The sequence below is a fragment of the Ruegeria sp. CDSA020 genome, assembly GCF_059612345.1.
The window spans coordinates 23,986-43,205 of the sequence record NZ_JBXWQK010000006.1 but is presented as its reverse complement, the minus strand read 5'-3'; the positions used below and the strand labels follow the sequence as shown (position 1 = coordinate 43,205).

The following is a 19,220-nucleotide window of genomic DNA, read 5'->3' as shown; positions in this document are numbered from 1 at the left end:
TGCGTTGCTAAAGTGTTTATGACTCTGGTTAACAAACCCTTTCCAATATCAGATCAGGGGCTTCTTTATGCCAATTTCCGCTCAATCCGCCGAAACGCTGGCGCTGAATGCCCTTGCCTGGCTTGTGGGCAATGATGACCTGCTGCCTGTATTTCTGGGTTCGACGGGGGCTTCGGTACAGGACATAAAAGACAGGGCAGCAGAGCCGGAGTTTCTGGGCTCTGTTCTGGATTTTCTAATGCTTGACGATTCGTGGGTAGTCGAGTTTTGTGACGTCAATTCTGTGCCGTATGATCAGCCGGGCCAGGCCCGCGCCTTGTTGTCTGGCGGCGCGGAAGTTCATTGGACCTGAAAGCCTACCGGGCAGGAGTTTCACAATGCCAATCCAAGCCATCCTGTTCGACAAAGACGGTACCTTGTTTGATTTCGCGGAAACCTGGGGCACGTTCGGGCGCAATTTTTTACTGCGAGTGACGAACGGAGATCATGCCCGGGCGGCCGAGCTTGGGCAGGTGATCGGCTTTGACCTCGAACAGGTTGCCTATTCTGAGGACAGTGTTGTCATTGCGGGCACCGTCGAAGAAATCGCCGAGGTTCTAGAGCCGCACGTCCCGGAAGTGCCGCGCGAAGAGTTGGTGGATCTGTTGAATGCCGAGTCGGCCTCATCTCCGCAAGCCCAGGCCGTTCCGCTTATCCCGTTCCTTGATGGGCTGCGCGAGGCTGGGCTGAAACTGGGTGTTGCGACCAATGACGGAGAGATGCCCGCATCCGAACATCTTTCGTCTGCAGGGATCCGCGAACATTTCGATTTTGTCGCCGGTTATGACAGTGGGCACGGATTCAAGCCAGGCCCGGGTCAACTCTTCGCCTTTGCGCAGCATGTGGGGGTAAACCCAGAAAACATAGCAATGGTGGGCGACAGCCTGCATGATCTGCAGGCCGGACGGGCAGCAGGTATGAAGACGATCGGGGTTCTGACGGGTCTGGCGCGTGCAGAAACGCTCGAAGCGATGGCCGATGTCGTCTTGCCAAACATCGGACATATACCTGCTTGGTTGTACGAAAATGCGTGATCGGGCTGTGAATTCGGCGGTTCAGACGTCGAAACCGACATAGCCTGTCGCAGACAGAGCGGCCAACAGTACGCGTTCGGGGCTTGCTTCTAGAAAGCCAAGTTCCGAGGAGTGTCCAATGGCCGACAAGAAAGCACGCAGAGGTCGCAGCGGAGGACGGGCCGGTGCCGCCGAGAGACGGGGCGCAGCGGTTATTGATCAGATGCCGTGGAGCCCTCCGATCAACATCGACAAACCAACCGAACCGTTGGACGAGATTGGCGTCGCGGCGATCCACGAGGGCGCAATGCGGATTCTCGAAGAGATCGGGATCGAGTTCTACAACGAAGAGGCAATCGGAATCCTGCGTGAGGCCGGATGTACGATCAACGGTGACAACGTTCGAATGGGCCGGGACTTTGTCATGGAAATGGTGCGTAAAGCCCCATCCACCTTTACCATCACACCGCGTAATCCCGACCGCGCAATCGAGATCGGGGGCAAAAACCTGCTGTTCGGAAATGTGTCGTCCCCGCCGAACTACTGGGATATGGAGATTGGCACCAAGGTACCGGGAAATCGCGAGATGTGCCGGAACCTGTTGAAGTTGACGCAGTATTTCAACTGTATCCATTTTGCCGGCGGATACCCGGTCGAGCCAGTGGATATACATGCCAGCGTCCGGCATCTGGATGTTCTCTACGACAAGCTGACTCTGACCGATAAGGCGATGCATGCCTATTCGCTGGGCAAGGAACGCGTCGAAGACGTCATGGAAATGGTGCGGATCGCAGGGGGTCTGAGCCATGAAGAATTCGAAGCCAAGCCGAGGATGTATACCAACATCAACTCGACCTCGCCGTTGAAGCACGATCAGCCCATGATCGACGGTTGCCTGAGGTTGGCGCGGCGCGGGCAGGCGATTGTTGTGACGCCGTTCACCTTGGCCGGGGCGATGGCCCCCGTCACAATGGCCGGTGCAGTAGCGCAATCCCTGGCCGAGGCGCTGTGCGCGATTGCATTGTTCCAATATGTGCGACCAGGGATTCCTTGTGTCATCGGTACGTTCACCTCGAATGTGGATATGAAATCTGGTGCTCCGGCTTTTGGAACGCCGGAATACATGCGGGCGACACAGATGACCGGCCAGATGGCCCGATTTTATGACCTGCCCCTGCGGTCTTCGGGTGTCTGCGCGGCAAACGTTCCGGATGGCCAATCTGTATGGGAAACCTCGAACTCATTATGGGCGGCGGTGCAATCGGGCACCAACATGGTCTATCACGCTGCAGGTTGGCTTGAGGGTGGCCTGATCGCAAGCCCTGAAAAGTTCATTATGGATTGCGAGATATTGCAGCAAATTCAGCGGTATATGCAGCCGGAATTGACGGCAACCGGCCCTGACGAGATTGCTCTGGATGCGATCCGGTCAGTCGGCAATGACGGGCATTTCTTTGGCATTCAGCACACTCAGGATCGCTATACCACAGCGTTTTATCAGCCGTTTCTGAGTGACTGGAAGAACTATGAGGGTTGGGAAGTCGCAGGAGGCGTCTGGACCGCTGAGCGCGCGCATCACATGTTCAAGGAAATCATCACCAGCTTTGAAGCTCCGGCAATGGATGAGGGCATCCGGGAAGAGCTTGCTGACTTTGTCGCACGACGCAAAACCGAAGGCGGAGCGCCGACAGATTTCTAGCGTAATCTCAGTCACTTCCACTTCGATACTTGCGTGAATTCTATGTGGTGACGCCCGAGTGTTGGGTGTTTGTTAACAAATTTCAGAGCACACTGCGTGAGAAACCAATTTGAGGTCTCTCATGCATGGTCTGATCAACCGGGCGATTCAATCCTTTGTTGCGGTGACCTACGGGCAGCCGTGCTGGATGCGCGTGATGGATTCAGCCGAACTGGGCTTTGCCGAGTTCGAGGCCATGCTTGTTTACGACGATGATATTACCGAGCAGGTATTGGATGAGGTATGCACGGTCCTGAAACGTTCACGCAGTGACGTTCTTGAAGACTTGGGAACGTACCTTGTGTCTCATCCCAACATGGAAGACCTGCGCCGTCTGTTGCGATTTGGCGGTGTCAGCTATCTGGAATTTCTCCATTCGCTTGATGATCTGTCTGACCGGGTCAGATTGGCCGTATCGGATCTAAATCTTCCGGCACTTGAATTGCACGAGCTTTCACCGACGGAATACAGACTGTCCTGCCATCCAGGCCTGCCTGGCTTTTCAAGCGTCATGGTTGGTGTATTGCGCGCGATGGCTGATGATTACGGGGCTCTGGCCATGCTATCGCATGAGGGCCAGCAGGATGAGATCGAGTTTATCTCAATCGTTCTGGTAGAAAGCGCTTTTTCAGAAGGTCGGCATTTTGATTTAGGGGCGCGAAAAGCATGATGAACGCGAATAATCTGGCAGAGCTTTTGCAAACCCTGTGCCCGATGTTTTTGCTGGTGAACGAGGATGGGAAAGTGACTCGCGTCGGATCAACCTTGCAAAAGCTGCGCCCTGAAAAGCCGATGGAAGGTCAAAGCTTTCTGGATATCTTTGAGCTGCTTCGCCCTAGGGCGGTTACCACGGTTTCAGGCTTGATGTCCCAGGCCGGCACCAAGTTACAGCTCAGGTTCCATGACGCCCCGCGCACAGCATTGAAGGGCCTTATCGCTCCGCTGCCCGAGGGGAAGGGGGCGGTGATCAACCTGTCCTTTGGGATTTCGATCCTGGATGCTGTCCGGGATTATGCCCTGACCAGCGCTGATTTCTCGGGCACCGATCTGGCAATCGAGCTGTTGTACCTGGTCGAGGCGAAATCGGCAGCGATGGAGGCGTCCAGATCTCTGAACCTGCGCCTTCAAGGGGCGATGCTTGCCGCCGAGGAAAAGGCATTTACAGATACACTGACGGGGCTGAAAAATCGCCGGGCGATGGATGTTCTATTGGATCACATGATCTCGTCCAAATCTCCATTCGCGCTGATGCATTTGGATCTTGATTTTTTCAAATCGGTCAATGACCAATTCGGGCATGCCGCGGGCGACTATGTGTTGCAACAAGCGGCGCGGATCATGGGTGAGGAAACCCGCGGAGACGATACAGTGGCGCGTGTCGGCGGGGACGAATTTGTAATTATATACAAAGGATTGACGGACGAGGGTGTTCTCTCTGCAATCGCCAGCAGGCTGATCGAACGTCTGCGGGAACCGATGATGTTCGACAACGTGTCGTGCCAGGTTTCAGCCAGTATAGGCACGGCGCTTTCGACCCAGTTTCCATCGCTTAAACCGGCTGAGATTTTGCATGCGGCAGACCTTGCCCTGTATGCGGCCAAGCGAAATGGCCGGTCTCGCCACTGTCTATATTCGCAGCTTGTGGATCACTCACACAGATAGGTTTCCCCCTAAAGGAACCGGCAAAGTGTATGTGGTCAGACGACTCTATTTCGATGAAGAAAAAGCTTTGAGAACGGACGCTATGTGTTGCTGCACCAGTGGCAGTTCACCCACAACCGGTAAAACCTGTCCCTTGAACTTGGCCTTGCTTAGTTCTTGCGGCACATCCTCAAGAACATGGCCACCCGTGCAGGCAAAAAATGGCAAACACAGGGTTTGGGCGCCGGTTCCTGCGGCGGCCACAGAAATCGAAGGGGCCTCTTCGACAAACCCAAGGCGCAGGGATCCAAGTGGTATCAGTTGCAACAAAGCGTCGCCGAATGCCGTTGCAACGGCGGAAGGGTTTCTGCTGCGGCCCGATCCATGCGCAGCGATCACAAGGTCCGTTTCTTGTGACCGCCAGTCTTTGTCCTGCAGCGTTCCCTCAAGGGTTTGCGCGACCAACTGGGGCAATTCCGGGTCCGCGCCCAAGGGATCCAGAATAGGGTTTCGGCGGTCACCAATACGTTTCGGCAGCACATCTGTGACAAACCACCCTTTGGCCATGAATAGGGGATAGATGACGGCGTCGCCGGGAATCTTGTCCAGTGCGCTGTCAAGTGCCCCAGGGGCTGCCAGCGTTGCAGAATGAACCGAAACACCGGCACACAGGGCATTTACATCGGCCGCATAAGCCGCCAAGGCCGCTTCGGCTGGTTCTGGGTCAGAAGGTTGGCCATGGGTAACGATAAGGGCGTGTGTCATAAATCTGTCCTGTCCGCTTTAGCGATAGGTGCGCCGCGTCGTGTAAAAGTCAATCCGCCTGCCGCACCGTCAGCCCAATAGGGTCAGCCAAAACCAGACGCTCAGGATAGATACTGCCGTACCCAACAGAACAGAGGATGCAGCAACCCGTTTGGCGCGGCCATAGATGTTTGCAAAGATATAGGCGTTGAAACCAGGGGCCATGGCGGCTGTCATCACTCCGGACCGGAATAGATCCTGTGGCAGTCCAAGGGTGGATCCGAAAAGCCAGAAAAGGCTCGGGTGCAGCAGCAGAGAAACGCCGCAGACAAAGGCGATCGCCCTTAGGTCACCTTCGGGTCTGTATTTAACCAGAACGCCCCCAAGCGCGAATAGCGCGCCGGGAAGGGCCGCGCGGGTCACCAGGCCAAGGGCATCATCCACAACGGCTGGCACGCCGAGCCCGGACAGATTTACGATGAAACCCAGTGAGATCCCGACAATCAGAGCGTTGCGAAACATCGCGGTCAGGACCGAGCGAACCATTCGCGATCCTCCGTGACCCCGGTTCCGGATCACCTCCATTACCGTGATGCCTAGGCCGTAACAAAACGGCGAGTGAAAGGCGATGACGGCATAATTGCCCGTAAGGCTTTCAGGGCCATAAGCCCGTTCAGTAATCGGCAATCCCAGCAGGACGGAATTGGAGAACAGGCAGCAAAAACCGATTGCGACGCAATCCTCCCATTCGCGGTTGAAGATCAGTCGCGCGCCGAACAGGCCGGCACAAAAGCAAAGCGCAGCAGCAGAATAAAAGCTGATCAACAGCTTAGGATCAAAACTGACACTGAGGTCGAGATGTGAAATCGCAAGAAACAGAAGGCAGGGGATTGCAAAACCCTGAGTGAACTTCATCAGCCCATCAATGTGGTTTTCCTTGAAGTATCCAAGAAGAGTGGAGACGTAACCTGCTCCAATAACAAGAAAAACTGGAAGGATGACTTCAATGAGATTTTGCAGCATGTCAGCGTTCCGCAACAGTTTTCAGCGCGGGAAGGGATATCTGCATGATCTCGGCCAGGGCTCTACAGAGCCTGATGTATCACCATGCCGTCATAAGCAGGGGTGATGTTGTCTGCGGTTTCTGCGTCGACCGTGGTATAGTCAAGATCGATATGCATGTTGGTCAGAACCGCGGTTTTTGGTTGCAACAGGTCGATCCAACCAAGGGTCTTTTCCAGATGCGCATGGGTCGGGTGCGGGGACCGGCGCAGCGCGTCGATCACCAGACAGTCCAGACCCTTTAATGTGGTCCAGGCATCGTCATATATCTCTGCCACGTCCGGCAGGTAGGCCAGATTGCCCATTTTGAAACCAAGCGCGTCGATTGAACCGTGGTTCACCTTAAAGGGGTGAAATGGGATAGGGCCTCCCGGGCCAGTGATCTCGAACGGGCCGTCGATTGTCTTGAGGTTGAGGATCGGCGGGTAGGGTGAGTTTTCGGGTTGGATGAAGGCATAGCCAAATCGGCCCAAAAGATCATTCTGGGTGTCACCATCAGCCCAGACCGGCACCCGTTCGCGCATGTTGAAGACAATCATGCGCAAGTCGTCAATGCCGTGGACGTGGTCGGCATGGGAATGGGTATAGACCACCCCGTCCAACCGCCCGGTGCCGGTGTCCAGCAGCTGGCTGCGCATATCCGGGGTTGTGTCGATCAGAACCGAGGTGGTGCCTTCGGGCCCGTCACGTTCGACCAGCATCGAGCAGCGGCGGCGGATGTTCCTGGGGTTTTCGGGGTCGCAGTCGCCCCAGTGACCGCCAAGACGTGGCACTCCACCTGACGAGCCGCAGCCCAAAATAGTGCAGCGCAGCGTGGTCATGCCGCCGCCTTGTAAGAGGCGACCTTGGTGAAAAGTCTTTCGAAATTGGCCTGCGTCTGCGCCGCGAAATCGGCATAGCCCATGCCAAAGACCTCCGCGCCTTTGCGGGCGGTGTGGGCGGTATAGGCCGGTTCATTCCGTTTGCCGCGAAACGGGGGCGGCGCCAGATAGGGCGCGTCGGTTTCAACCAGGATGCGGTCTACTGGCGCATTTGCAAAAATATCGCGCAATTCCTGGCTTTTGGGAAAAGCGGCGATGCCCGATATGGACAGGTAAAACCCAAGATCCAGGGCGGACTGTGCCAGCTCGGCCGAAGACGAAAAACAATGCATCACACAGGAATAGGGGGCATTGCTGTGTTCTTCGGCCAGAATGCGGGCCATGTCTTCGTCCGCCGCGCGCGCATGAATGATCAAAGGCAGTCCGGTACGCTGGGCGGCCTCGATATGAACGCGCAGGGATTGCTGCTGAACCTGCGCACTGTCGGCGGTATAGTGATAATCCAGCCCGGTTTCACCGATACCAACAAATTTGGGGTGCTGTGACAGTGCCACCAGCTCGTCCACAGTTGCCATCGGTTCATCGACTGCGCTCATCGGATGCGTGCCTGCAGCGTAGAAAACCGGCGCGTGAGCCTCAGCTATGGCGCGCACAGTCGGTTCGTTCCTCAGCCTGGTGCAGATCGTCACCATCCGGGTCACACCGGCTTCGGCCGCATTTGCGACGATCAGGTCCAACTGTCCTTCAAAATCGGGGAAGTCCAGATGGCAATGGCTGTCGGTGATTTGGGGGGTGTCGCTCATCTGTTCTGACCGGCGGTTTCCTGTATCTTGAACACCGTATCTAGGACCAGAGCGGCAGGGTCAAGGTTCACCGCCTGCCCGTGGCGGGCGCGGGCGGTGATCTGGGCTGCGGTTTCCGCCCAAAGGCGCGCCTGCTCCGGCGATCTGGACAAACGGGACAGGATATCACCTTCGTTTGGCGCGGCCTCTGGCAAGGGTGGGGCACCGGTCGCACCGGTCACAGCAAGACGTGACAAGGCAATGTCGATCAGCGTCAGCAGCAATTCAAACCGCTCAGCCGCTCCGCGCTGTGCGGCGGCCTCGGCCAAGGCCAGAGCGCGTTGCCTGTCCATCCGGGGCAGGGTGCCCAGGATCGCGATGAGCTCGGCATAGATTTCGAGCCCACCAAGATTGATCAGGCGGACAGCGTCCCCAACGGACCCGCCAGCCAGAGCGGCCAGATGGTCAGGGTTCCCGGTCAGCTCAGCCCCGGTCTGGGTCAGTGCAGCGTTCATATCTTCGGCGTTCAGCGGCGAAAGGCGCAGGGTGCGGCACCGGGATCGGATCGTGGGCAAAAGGCGCGACGGCTGATGCGAAATCAACAGCAGCGTCGTCCTCGCAGGCGGTTCTTCGAGCATTTTCAGCAATGCGTTGGCGGCGCTGATGTTCATTTCATCCGCAGAATCTACGATGACGACACGGCGGCCCCCATCGGCCGAGGACAGGCCGAAGAATTTCCCAAGTTTGCGAATGTCGTCCACAACGATTTCATTCCGCAACCTGCCCTGATCGTTCACGGATCGTTTGATGGCGGCCAGGCCAGGCTCGGCACCAGCCAGAATACGATGAACAACCGGGTGATCTGGTGGAACGTCAAGCGTTTCAGGGGGAGGTGGCGCGCCAAACAGCCCGTCCTCTTCGACAGCCGGGGTCGCCAGCAGAAACCTCGCGATCCGCCAGGCCAGCGTCGCCTTGCCCACACCTCGGGGGCCGGTCAGCAGCCAGCCATGGTGCAGGCGATCAGAAGCATAAGCGCTAAGAAAGGCCTGCTCAGCCTCTGCCTGCCCAAACAGATGTGGCGTTTCGCGCGGATGAAGGGCACCGGGTGCCTGGTCCGGGATTGGGATGTCGTTGTTCATCAATCGTCCGTCACAAGGCTTGCATGACGATATCTGTCACATCGCGGGCAACACTGTCCATGTCCCTGTTGCCATCGACCAGGCGAAACCGGTCGGAAAATTCATCCGCCAGTTCCAGAAAACCGGCCCGCATCTTCTGTTGCAGGTGAATGCCGAAATCCTCGAACCGTTCTTCGGTGCCCTGCCGGCCCTTGGCCCGAGAGAGGCCGGTTTCAGGATCCATGTCGATCAACACGGTCAGATCCGGTTCACGTTTGATCATCAGCCTATGCAACTGATCGACCAATCCCCGCAGGTCGCCGCGCGACAGGCCCTGATACATGCGGGTGCTATCGGCAAACCGATCACAGATCACGATCTTGCCCGCCGCCAAAGCGGGTTCGATGGTGCGTTCCAGATGGTCGCGGCGCGCAGCGGTGAACAACAGGATTTCCGTTTCGGCCGACCAGCGGTCGGGATCGCCCTCAAGAACCAGCCTGCGGATTTCCTCGGCCCCGGCTGAGCCGCCAGGTTCGCGCGTCAGTACGACATCATGCCCGAGAGCGCGCAAATGCTCGGCCAGCAGGCGCGCTTGCGAGGATTTGCCCGATCCGTCAATGCCTTCGAAGGTCAGAAACAACCCGCCCGCCGTCACATCGCGCCCAACGGGTTACCGATGACATCTTTCGCAACAATGCCGCCAACTGTCATAATCCGCACGAAGAAACCACCCTTTTCGACGCTTTCCGCTGCAACCAGGGGTCTGCGTATCTCGGGCAGGCCATCGGGTTTGATGACAAGCTCAGCGATTTCCTGTCCTTTGGCGATGGGGGCCTCAAGCGGACCGTCATAGACGATTTCGGCCTCAACATTCTTATCCCCGAGAACAGGCAGCAGCAGTGTCAAATCCTCTTGCGGGACAAGATCAACCGTTTTCGAAGTGCCCATCCAGATATCGGCTTGTCCTATCGGTTTTTCTGCTTCGGCAAGCTGCCTCTCGACAAAATTGCGAAACGACCAGTTAACGACGGCCTCAGCCTCCTCTGCGCGGCGAGCGACGCTGTCGAGCCCCGACAAAACGAAAATGACCCTGCGATCCCCCTGCTGTGCCGATCCTACAAGGCCATAGCCCGCTTCTTGCGTGTGGCCAGTCTTTAGCCCATCCGCACCAATCCCAAGTTTCAGTAAGGGATTCCGGTTACGCGAATTTGACGGCACCCGGTTGTCGAATTCGAACTCTTCCTCGGCGAACAGAGGGTAATATTCGGGAAAGTCGCTGATCAGATGGTCGGCCAGAATGGCGAGGTCATGCACAGACATCATGTGGCCTGCGGCTGGCCATCCGTTCGAATTCGCAAAGTTCGAATTATTCATGCCCAGCTGTTGCGCGCGTTGGGTCATGAACCGGGCAAACCCAGCTTCGGTTCCGTCCGGGCTGAGGGCTTCGGCGATAACAACACATGCGTCATTTCCTGACAGGACTATGATCCCGCGCAGCAGGTCTTCGACCCGTACACGGTCCTGCGTGTTCAGGAACATGCTTGAGCCCTTATAGCTGGTCGCATGTTCGGAAACCGGAAGTTCCTCATTCAGTTCCAGGCGACCGTCCCGCAGCGCTTCGAATGCTACAAACAGGGTCATGAGCTTGGACATGGACGCGGGCGGCAACGGCTGGTCTGCGTCTTTGGACAAAAGAACGGTTCCTGTCGTTTGGTCCATGACATAGGCAGCACGGGCTTGCGTATCGAAAGCTTGTGCGGGCAGGGCAAACATAGCCAAACCGAGGGTCAGTACAGATGATCGAAATGAGGACAGCACGAGGGGGACCTCCTTTTGCTTAATTCTTCACGGTATAGGCGTCAGAAAAGCCCAGATCTTTGACGTCGCTTTGCATTGCGTTTCGTTCCGCCCGCGTCAAAGCAGGACCAACGATCACCCTCCAAACAGTTTTGCCATTGGCTTCGAGTTTTTGAACTTTCGCAGGCAACCCGTTTCGCCGAATTTTCTCGGCAGCACCTTCGGCATTTTCTTCAACTGTGAAGGTGCCCACCTGAATAAACGGTTTTGAAAGCGATGAAACGGTGGTTGCCTCAGTGCTGGCTGCGGTTGCTGCCGGGGTAGGGGCGGCCTCTTCGATGGCCGCTGCAGCGCCCTCAATCGGGTCCAGAGGTGTTTCGGTGATTTCGTCGGCAGGCTTCTTTTGCCACCATTTCCGCTTCGGTGCAGCCTCGGTTGGCGGCGTGACAGTGGGATCGGTCAGATTTGCGGTTGGTGCTGGCTCAGGCGCCGCCTCGATAATCTCTGTTGCCGCCTTATCGGTCTTTTCTGCGGTTTCAGCCACGGCTGCAGCTGTCGCAGCACCAGCTGCGGCAACTGGAGCCTTCTTTTGCCACCATTTACGCTTGGCTGGTTTATCAACGTCTTCGGACACATCTGCCGTGGCCTGGCTATCGGTTTTCTTGTCCTGAGGTTCAACCGCCTCAGCCGTTGGGGTCTCTTCGGGTTCAGCGACCTCTTCGGGCTCAGGAGCTTTTTCTTCTACTTTCTCGGCAGGCTTGCGCCGCAGGGCAACAACTTCAACCCGAGTCGGTGCGCCTGCGAGGATACCCAGTTTTGCGGCGGCAGCCGAAGACAGTTGCAGCGCAGGGCCCGGCAGGTTGCGTTCACGGCGGAAAAGTGCGCCGGTTACGGATTTGTTGTTCTTTGTATTCGTTATCCGGACACGTTCAGGCTGTGTAACGTCCGGGTGCGCGACCCAGATTCCGCCCAACGAGGGGCGCCCATCCCACAAACCGGCTTCGGTGACCTTGAAGACATCAGGAGCTTCAACATCATCACGCGCGTTCCCTGTCGTTTTGGGAAACAGCTCTAATTTGCCGTCGTCCTGCACGCTTTCGTCCGCCTGCTCGGTGGATGTTCCACCCGATGTCAGGGCCTCGTCGCACCCTGACAGAGCCGCAACTGTTATTACCAGAACCGCGAGTGCCCGCGGTTTTGCGCGTGTCGTGGTCGCTCGATCCATATTTGCAATCCCTTGCCTGTAAGGGGCCTCTTTCATCGTACCCCGCCGCCGATCGCTGGTTCTGAACTGCCAGCCTGTCACGGTCTTTCACGCAAAGCATAGCCTGCACGTTCGGCCATGGAAAGTCTGCTGCACAGGCTTCGGCAAGATTTCCCTATTTGGTCTTGCCACCGTTTAAAGATAGCCTTAGACCCGGCCCCACGCGGGGAGGTGGCAGAGTGGTCGAATGCGGCGGTCTTGAAAACCGTTGGGCGTGAGAGCGTCCCCAGGGTTCGAATCCCTGTCTCCCCGCCACTCATACTTGTCTCACTTCAGTTGTATTTTCTGACCCGGAATTGTGCCGCAATTCCCGCGAGTTGGCGCATGCGCTTTCAATCAAAGACGGAGCAAACCGTACACTCAGAACGCAATTCAGGCCTCAGTCTCAGTGGCGCATTTTGGCGGGGTCGCTTTGGGAGGGATTTCCCTGATACCCGGCAACTTACAGGGAATTTTCGTGAGATCGGTCTGGAACCCAGAGTTTCTCCTCTCAGAAATGTATGTTTTTCAGAGGTCTATGCTGCAAATTCCCAAAAAGGTGGAGTAGGGAATTGTTCCCACAGATCAAGGAGGGCGAACCCTGTATCTGGGAGGCCGGTTCTTGAGGTGTCAAAAGTCGAACGACATTCCTGTTCGGCCCAATCAAGTGCGTGGGTAACGCTGACCAGACGCTTGAGTGTGAGCTCGGGCGGCCGGGTGCCGTCGAGAATCGCGACCTGAATCTTCGGTGAGAGAAAGGCAGTCAGGTCGCAACTCCCGATGAAGCGAGAGAAATCCTGGACTTGAAAGGAGGGGACCGCGTCGCGTTTTGAGGATAGGATGACTGACATCAACTCCCATCGAGCAACATATTTTTGGATTTCTGAAAACCCTAAGGAGATCGAACCATGCGAGTGAGTGTTTTGACATTCAGCGCGCTTCTTACTGGATTTACTGCCGTTCAAGCTCATGCTCAGAACGCGGCTCAGGACATCACCAATCTTTTGCCCAGCAACCGGTCTGGAGACTGCGCGGACTATGCTGGAGTATATTCTGCTTCAGTGGAAGACGTCACGCGACAACAATAATTTAGGCCCATTGATTTCCGTTTGGCTGCGTGATTCATCGCGTTCAAAATGAGCGGTGCACATGTCTGATCGGGCACACCAAGGCCGGCATGAACACAAAGTTGCATGCGGTTTGTGACAGATGAGCCCTTTTGCGCTATTGGTTAAAGCACAATGGCGAATGAAACCCCTGGGATCTGTCTGTCACTGCCGGTTAGGTCAGCACCTACATTAGCGCGAGGGCATTGGTCAGCAGCCCGCCAAATGTCGAATGGTTGCTGGGTGAGCGCGGATATGATGCCGATTGGTTTAGAGAAGCGTTGAAAGATAAAGGGATACGCGCGTGCATCCCAGGCCGCAAACAGCGCAAGACAACTGTCCGATACGACAAGTGCCGCTACAAACGCCGCAATCGGATTGAGATCATCTTTGGCAGATTGAAGGACTGGCGCGGCGGTTCGACAGGTGTCTCAAAGTCTTCCTCTCAGAAATCGCTCTCGCCGCTTTGGTCATCTATTCGCTATGTGTCTTGTGCCTAATGCTTCCTATCTCGACCTCCCTTTTGCGTTTAGACGAAGCAACCGCGGCGAGAACGATGGCCAATGATTTTAGGTTGGTTCTTGCAGATGTTGAGGGCTCTCGGTCGTCTTCAATTGAACAAAGAAGCTCCCCCATGGCGCCACGAAACCCGTCGTTGAACCATTGTCCTTCGAGTGCAGGCCGCGCAATGCCATGCGCTGTCTCAAGTGTCACAGATTGCGTCGACAGATCCGGTCCAACTGATGTCAGGCTACCGGTCGTACCTGCAACGTATATTGTATCGCGAGGCCCATAGGGAACGCCCCCGTCAAAAACCAGGCTTGCTTGGCCTTGGTCCAAACGAACCAGAGCCTGCGACATCAGAGGCACTTTGTTGGCTTGGCCGCGCGCAGATGTAGCAGTTGCAAAGACGCTTTCTGCTCTGTCTCCGACAAGAGACGCAAGAAAGTCGAACCAGTGAATTCCAAAGTCGTAAAGTATCAGCTGGTCGATTTCGTCAAACGGGGTACCTGCAGTCCAGCTGTGATCCCAGTGAATTGAGATATGGGCCGACAGAACATCACCGATCAATCCGGCTGAAACCGCCTCACGCATCCAGGACAGGTGCGGGGACCAACGACCGTTCTGGTTTACCGCTAGTTTAACGCCTTGATCATCTGCCAGCTTCACAAGGTCATTACCCAGATCGAGGTCGGTGACAAAAGGCTTCTGGCTGAGCACGTGTTTGCCCGCTTGCAAGGCAGCTTTGATGATTGGCACGCGATGTTCGGGGTGCAGCGTGACATCGACAACGTCGATCTCGCTATCGGCAAGAAGCGCCTCCCAGTCATCTTCGATGCGGGCAGACGGGCAGTAAACAGCAGCTTTCTCTTCAGCCTTTGCGCGCGTACGGTTCCAGATTGCGGCGACGTCCCAGCCTGCTGTTCGGTAGGCATCAAGATGGCTTGCAGAAATCCCACCCGTACCAATAACCCCGATCCGGGGTCTATAGCGTCGAGGCATTGGTGGAAGATACTGCAGATCCGGCGCATCGATTTCGTGCCGATGCGCAGATTTTAGTGCGTACTGGTCTGTATTGGCACTGTCTGAGGTCATGCGAGTAACCGAAGTGTTCGTTTTTCATATGCCGAGCGGAGCGCCGTATCGACGATCCGTTGCGCTGTCAGGCAAAGTGCTGGATCCAGTGGCCCTTTGACCGGGATTTCTCTGGATATGCAGTCAAGGACGTACTCAATCGCATTTCGTTCACCTAACGGTAGCGGAGTCACTGGTATCTCGTGCCGGTCAGGTCGTGTGCGGGTTTGAACCGTTATGTGATCGGCATAATCGGGCGATGAAATGGTGCCGTCTGTGCCCACAAAGACGAATCCGCAAGTTGGTTGAGGTTGCGCTGTCCACGGGTCGGTGAAGGTGCCCCAGCGCGTTTCCATTTTTGAGAGCCCCGTTTCATAACGGCAAACGGCAATGGCGTGTTGATCGACCTCAATCCCCGGCGTCTCATCGACTGTGCATGTCACCTCGATCGGCTCCTTTCCCCCTAAATACCAAGTTCCAAGCGTCGCGCCGTAGCCAAGGTAATCCAACAGCGACCCACCACCCGATGCCCGCTTATACCACCATGAGTTCGGTTTCTGACGCTCAACCTCGTCCGGGGTGACTTCGACCTTGTCGGCCAGATGGTATAGGGGGCCGCGATTTCCGTCGTAGAAATGCACTTCGCGCAGGTTGCCGATCATCCCCTCATCAATCAACCGTTTGGCCGTGACGTGGCTTTCGACCCATCGTAATGGCCAGTTGATGATCAACTGCTTGTCGGTCCTATCCATTGCAGCCATCATGCGGCGCGCATCATCAGAAGATGCGGCAAAGGGCTTTTCGACAAAAACATGCAGGTCGTAAGAGGCCAGACGTTCAGTATATTCCGCATGCTGAGCCGTTGCCACACAAAGAATTGCCATGTCGTAGGGTCCCGCAGCCATGCATGTGTCGAAGTCGGTAAAGATCCGATCTTCGGGAACGCTGAATGCCGTTGCCGCCGCCTTCATCTTGTCCCAATCAGGATCGAATATACCGGCGATTTCAGCGTCTGGATGATCGTGCACCATCCGAAGCAAGTCACCCATATGCATGTGATCGAAACTGATGCCGACGATCCGGAATTTGGCCATTGGAAACTCCCTTTAGCGCGTGCCGGTGATCCTGACGTAGAGTGCGGTAACTGCAAGAATGATCAACCCAAACAGGGCCGTGCGCGCACCTTCCGGCATTTGCATCAATGTTAGCATAGTATCCAGCACACGCAGAATAAGTGCGCCCACAATCGCACCTGCGAAACTGCCACGACCTCCGAAGATTGATGTGCCGCCAATCACCGCCGCAGCGACAGAGGGTAACAACAAGGGGTTGGCAAGGCTCAGCGAAGTTTGACGGATCATGCCGAGATAGAGCAAGCCAGCCAGCGCAGCGATCAAACTTGAAAGCACGTAGAGCCCCAGATAGACCTGCCATGCTCGGACCCCGGACAGCTTAGCGGCCTGCTCATTGGAGCCTAAGGCGAACAGCAGCCGACCAAATCCTGTATAGCGCATGAGCCACAGGATAAAGAGCGCAAACGGGATGAATACAAAAAGGCCGTTCGGCATTCCAGCGGTGCGGCCGGTTCCGAGCCAGGCAAGGAAGGCGGGAATTTCGGTGCCAGCATTGATAACGAGGCGTTGATAGACCTGCAGACATCCGGTGGCGATTAACCCCGATCCCAGTGTCATGATCAATGGATGGACCCGGACCAATCCCACACCGATGCCATTTACAACGCCCACAACTAGGCCAGCTGACAGCGCGATCAATACTGCAGGTGTCACGCCCCAAATCGCACTAAGTGTTGCGCAAACGAAGGCTGACACGGTGGCAACTACCCCGACCGAGAGATCAATTCCTGCGGTTAGCATTGTCAGCACCTGACAAGCCGCAAGCATCGCCAATGGAATTGCGAACTTGATCAGGTTGCCAACCCAAAAGGTTGAAATCAGCCCATCCCGACCTGCTCGGACCGGGGTAACGATACCTGGCCGCAATACTTCCAGCACAGCGATCATCAGGACAAGGAAGACCAATAGCGGGATAATTGGGTTGTCCCGCAGATAACGGCCAAAGCGGACCATCGGTGGATCTATGGTGTCCATGCTCATCCGCGGGCTCCCTTTAGTGAAGCCGCCGTGCCCAGCATAACGACGAGAACCATAATCGTGCCTTCGATAATCGTGGTCACGTTTGGATCGACGGCCAGCAATGTCAGGATCGTCCGAATGATCCGCAAAATGAACACCGCGATGATCGGTCCAAGCAGACCGCCTTTGCCACCGCCCAGCACGACACCGCCCAGAACTACGGCCGCGACCGAGGCCATAAGATATGGCCCCGGTACCGGCTCTCCAATCCCGGTCAGCGCAGCGAGGCTTAGACCGCCCATGGCACAAAACAGCCCGCATAGCGCATAGGCTGCTATCTTTGTTCTTCCCACTGAAACACCAGAGCGGAAGGCGGCAAGCTCGTCTGATCCGGTGGCGTAAATCGAGAGCCCGAGTTTGGAGCGCCGGACCGGCAACCAGACAACAGCGATGCCCAAGGCAATGACAAGCAATGCCTTAGGCAGCCCGTCGAATAGAAACTGACCGCGTATTGCCTGTTCCAGCCAATCTGCAGTCGCGCCGCCCGGTGTCTCAAGGATCAACAGCGCGACGCCTTCCCACACAAACAGCATGGCGAGTGTCACAACGATATCGGGCACGCGCGTTACAACGATCAAAAGACCATTGATCAACCCCATCAAAAACCCGACCCCCAACACGATAAACAAGGCCGGTGCACCGGCCATGCGCTCCATCAGAACGGCTGCAGTCACAGCACAGACAGCCATCATAGACGCAACAGACAGGTCGATACCGCCGACAATTACGACGATGGCCATACCGGCGGTTGCGAAAGCAAAGGGCAGGGCGGCGCGGGCAATACTCTCCAGTCCTGACGCACCGAAAGTTGGTTGTATCAATTTTGTGATGGTCAAAAGGACCATGAGAAGAACCGCTAACCCCATGACCCATGCGTGTTTTCGGATGGCCACGCTCACGCCGCGCCCTCCGTTTCGGTCAGGCCATAGGCCGCACGCATCAGTGTTTGTTCATCCGCGTCAGCGGCATCAATCACATCAACCACGCGACCGTTGAAGATTACGACCGCGCGGTCACAGGCAAGTGGGATTTCTTCCAACTCGGACGTGTAGAATAGAACCGCCGCTCCTTGATCTGCCAACTCACGGACAAGCGGGTAAATCTGGCGTTTTGTGCGCACATCGATGCCACGGGTCGGATCGAATAGAAGCAGGGTTTCGACACCTGTCGCGAGCCAGCGACCAATGGTGACTTTCTGTTGGTTGCCACCTGAAAGCCTTTGCACCTCGCCCTGCGCGCGTGTGTCGATCTGCAGTTTCTCGACCGCATAAGCGACCCGATCGCGCTCATGCCGCAATTTTATTGGTCCCCAGTTCTTGAGCCGGGCAGAAAATGGCAGAGCGATGTTTTCTTTAACTGACCTTTGCGCCAGCAGAGCGTCTGAACGATCGCCCGGAACGAAAGTTATCCCGACGGCAATGGCGTCGGCGGGGTGGGCGAAGTTTACGGGCTTTCCATCAACTTCCATCGATCCTGAAGACGGGCGATCAAAGCCCGCCAGAACCTCAAACAGTTCATCCTGCCCCTGACCCTCAAGCGCGACCACCCCTAGGACCTCGCCGGGGAATAAGTCGAACGAAACATCCGAGAAACTGGGCTCAAAAGCCAGTGACTTAATGCCTAGGCGCGGTGTCTTGGCCTGTGGTTCATTTGCTCGAAGGATCTGACGTGTTCCAATGTCAATCTTCTGACCCAGCATCAATTCGACCACGCGTTCTTCTACGCCGGGTTCAATGTCGAGATCTCCGACAGACATGCCATCCCGCAACACAGTGGCCCGATCGCACAGTTCCGAAATCTCGGTGAAACGGTGAGAAACATAGATCACACCCATCCCGTCATTTGCTTTGCGCCTTACGGTCTTCAATACGCGTTCAACCAGATCCGTCGGCAGCGCCGCGGTCATTTCGTCCAGCAAGAGGACATCTGGTTCAACTGCCAGCGCGCGTGCCAGATCGAGGATGCGCAGCGTAGCAAGTGGCAGGTCGCCAATCATTGCCGATAGTTTCAGGCCTTCGATGCCAAGTTCTGTAACCCAGTTTTGAAACTGATCGACAGGTGTGTCTGTCAGCCGAAGATTGTCGGATACGTCGAGATCAGGAATGAGTGAGGGTTCTTGATAAACCGGCACCAAACCGGAACGGCGCGCCTCGGCGGGGCTTCCGACAAACGCTTGTTTGCCTCTGATCAATACCTGACCAGCGTCGGGTTTAAGGGCACCGGTAATGATCTTGACGAAAGTGGACTTGCCAGCGCCATTTGCGCCCATCAAGGCAACGATCTCGCCTTCGGCAACCGTGAGGTGCGCATTGGTCAACGCCCGTACGGCGCCAAAACTTTTGGCCACGTCAGACGCGTCGAGAAGTGGTGTGCTGCTCATGGAAGTCC

Annotated in this window: 19 protein-coding genes, 1 tRNA gene and 1 pseudogene; 7 read left to right on the top strand and 14 right to left on the bottom strand. The window is 56.3% G+C overall.

All coding sequences use genetic code 11. The features are described 5' to 3' along the window. Positions 1-67: 67 nt before the first annotated feature. The 5 genes from AC2FJW_RS11750 to AC2FJW_RS11730 all read left to right on the top strand — a co-directional run bounded on the left by AC2FJW_RS11750 (position 68) and on the right by AC2FJW_RS11730 (position 4,452). Complete coding sequence (locus tag AC2FJW_RS11750; protein ID WP_142634849.1) at positions 68-352, top strand: DUF3572 domain-containing protein; 285 nt, start codon at positions 68-70, stop codon at positions 350-352. 25 nt (positions 353-377) lie between these two features. Then, on the top strand, positions 378-1,073 hold the full coding sequence (locus AC2FJW_RS11745; protein WP_496750156.1) for an HAD family hydrolase: 696 nt from the start codon (positions 378-380) through the stop codon (positions 1,071-1,073). A 118-nt stretch (positions 1,074-1,191) separates the two neighbouring features. Further along, positions 1,192-2,751 (top strand): trimethylamine methyltransferase family protein, encoded by a 1,560-nt coding sequence (locus AC2FJW_RS11740; RefSeq protein ID WP_496750155.1) that lies wholly within the window; start codon positions 1,192-1,194, stop codon positions 2,749-2,751. Positions 2,752-2,872: 121 nt separating this feature from the next. Next, the gene (locus tag AC2FJW_RS11735; protein WP_496750154.1) at positions 2,873-3,460 is read left to right on the top strand and encodes a heme NO-binding domain-containing protein; all 588 of its coding nucleotides are present in this window, start codon (positions 2,873-2,875) and stop codon (positions 3,458-3,460) included. After that, complete coding sequence (locus AC2FJW_RS11730; protein ID WP_496750153.1) at positions 3,457-4,452, top strand: diguanylate cyclase domain-containing protein; 996 nt, start codon at positions 3,457-3,459, stop codon at positions 4,450-4,452. The genes AC2FJW_RS11735 and AC2FJW_RS11730 overlap by 4 nt, the downstream gene beginning before the upstream one ends. Before the next feature lie 45 nt (positions 4,453-4,497). Here AC2FJW_RS11730 and AC2FJW_RS11725 read toward each other — a convergent pair whose 3' ends face one another. The 8 genes from AC2FJW_RS11725 to AC2FJW_RS11690 form a co-directional block, all read right to left on the bottom strand. Continuing rightward, positions 4,498-5,196 (bottom strand): CbiX/SirB N-terminal domain-containing protein, encoded by a 699-nt coding sequence (locus AC2FJW_RS11725; RefSeq protein ID WP_496750152.1) that lies wholly within the window; start codon positions 5,194-5,196, stop codon positions 4,498-4,500. A gap of 69 nt (positions 5,197-5,265) precedes the next feature. Then, positions 5,266-6,198 carry an AEC family transporter gene (locus tag AC2FJW_RS11720; RefSeq protein WP_142634838.1) on the bottom strand — a complete coding sequence of 311 codons (933 nt, stop codon included), beginning with the start codon at positions 6,196-6,198 and terminating at the stop codon, positions 5,266-5,268. Positions 6,199-6,260: 62 nt separating this feature from the next. Next, a complete protein-coding gene (locus tag AC2FJW_RS11715) occupies positions 6,261-7,058 on the bottom strand; it encodes an MBL fold metallo-hydrolase (RefSeq protein WP_496750151.1) in 798 nt (265 codons plus the stop codon). Further along, entirely contained in the window at positions 7,055-7,861 is an 807-nt protein-coding gene (locus AC2FJW_RS11710) for a TatD family hydrolase (RefSeq protein WP_496750150.1), read from the bottom strand. Before AC2FJW_RS11710 ends, AC2FJW_RS11715 begins: the two co-directional genes overlap by 4 nt. Then, entirely contained in the window at positions 7,858-8,979 is a 1,122-nt protein-coding gene (locus AC2FJW_RS11705; protein WP_496750149.1) for a DNA polymerase III subunit delta', read from the bottom strand. Before AC2FJW_RS11705 ends, AC2FJW_RS11710 begins: the two co-directional genes overlap by 4 nt. 10 nt (positions 8,980-8,989) lie before the next feature. After that, positions 8,990-9,613: a dTMP kinase gene (tmk, locus tag AC2FJW_RS11700; RefSeq protein WP_496750148.1), complete on the bottom strand. Its 624-nt coding sequence runs from the start codon at positions 9,611-9,613 to the stop codon at positions 8,990-8,992. Then, positions 9,610-10,731 carry a D-alanyl-D-alanine carboxypeptidase family protein gene (locus AC2FJW_RS11695; protein ID WP_281994856.1) on the bottom strand — a complete coding sequence of 374 codons (1,122 nt, stop codon included), beginning with the start codon at positions 10,729-10,731 and terminating at the stop codon, positions 9,610-9,612. Before AC2FJW_RS11695 ends, tmk begins: the two co-directional genes overlap by 4 nt. A gap of 64 nt (positions 10,732-10,795) precedes the next feature. Further along, a complete protein-coding gene (locus AC2FJW_RS11690) occupies positions 10,796-11,980 on the bottom strand; it encodes an SPOR domain-containing protein (RefSeq protein ID WP_496750147.1) in 1,185 nt (394 codons plus the stop codon). 204 nt (positions 11,981-12,184) lie between these two features. Between AC2FJW_RS11690 and AC2FJW_RS11685 the strand changes: the two genes are divergently transcribed. Next, positions 12,185-12,274, top strand: a tRNA-Ser gene (locus AC2FJW_RS11685). Positions 12,275-12,534: 260 nt separating this feature from the next. Here AC2FJW_RS11685 and AC2FJW_RS11680 read toward each other — a convergent pair. Beyond that, positions 12,535-12,969, bottom strand: a complete 435-nt coding sequence (locus tag AC2FJW_RS11680; RefSeq protein ID WP_496750146.1) for a hypothetical protein — start codon at positions 12,967-12,969, stop codon at positions 12,535-12,537. Positions 12,970-13,151: 182 nt separating this feature from the next. On the opposite strand from AC2FJW_RS11680, the pseudogene AC2FJW_RS11675 reads away from it, so the two are divergent. Then, positions 13,152-13,588: pseudogene (locus tag AC2FJW_RS11675) on the top strand (transposase); the annotation flags it as partial. Here AC2FJW_RS11675 and AC2FJW_RS11670 read toward each other — a convergent pair. The 5 genes from AC2FJW_RS11670 to AC2FJW_RS11650 are packed head-to-tail and all read right to left on the bottom strand — an operon-like array spanning position 13,579 to position 19,212. Further along, positions 13,579-14,700: a Gfo/Idh/MocA family protein gene (locus tag AC2FJW_RS11670; protein WP_496750145.1), complete on the bottom strand. Its 1,122-nt coding sequence runs from the start codon at positions 14,698-14,700 to the stop codon at positions 13,579-13,581. The pseudogene AC2FJW_RS11675 and the gene AC2FJW_RS11670 overlap by 10 nt on opposite strands. Further along, positions 14,697-15,773, bottom strand: a complete 1,077-nt coding sequence (locus tag AC2FJW_RS11665; RefSeq protein WP_496750144.1) for a Gfo/Idh/MocA family protein — start codon at positions 15,771-15,773, stop codon at positions 14,697-14,699. Before AC2FJW_RS11665 ends, AC2FJW_RS11670 begins: the two co-directional genes overlap by 4 nt. A 12-nt stretch (positions 15,774-15,785) precedes the next feature. Beyond that, on the bottom strand, positions 15,786-16,793 hold the full coding sequence (locus tag AC2FJW_RS11660; RefSeq protein WP_496690824.1) for an ABC transporter permease: 1,008 nt from the start codon (positions 16,791-16,793) through the stop codon (positions 15,786-15,788). After that, entirely contained in the window at positions 16,790-17,731 is a 942-nt protein-coding gene (locus AC2FJW_RS11655) for an ABC transporter permease (RefSeq protein WP_496750143.1), read from the bottom strand. The genes AC2FJW_RS11660 and AC2FJW_RS11655 overlap by 4 nt, the downstream gene beginning before the upstream one ends. Then, a complete protein-coding gene (locus AC2FJW_RS11650; protein ID WP_496694927.1) occupies positions 17,728-19,212 on the bottom strand; it encodes a sugar ABC transporter ATP-binding protein in 1,485 nt (494 codons plus the stop codon). Before AC2FJW_RS11650 ends, AC2FJW_RS11655 begins: the two co-directional genes overlap by 4 nt. Between the last annotated feature and the right edge of the window lie 8 nt (positions 19,213-19,220).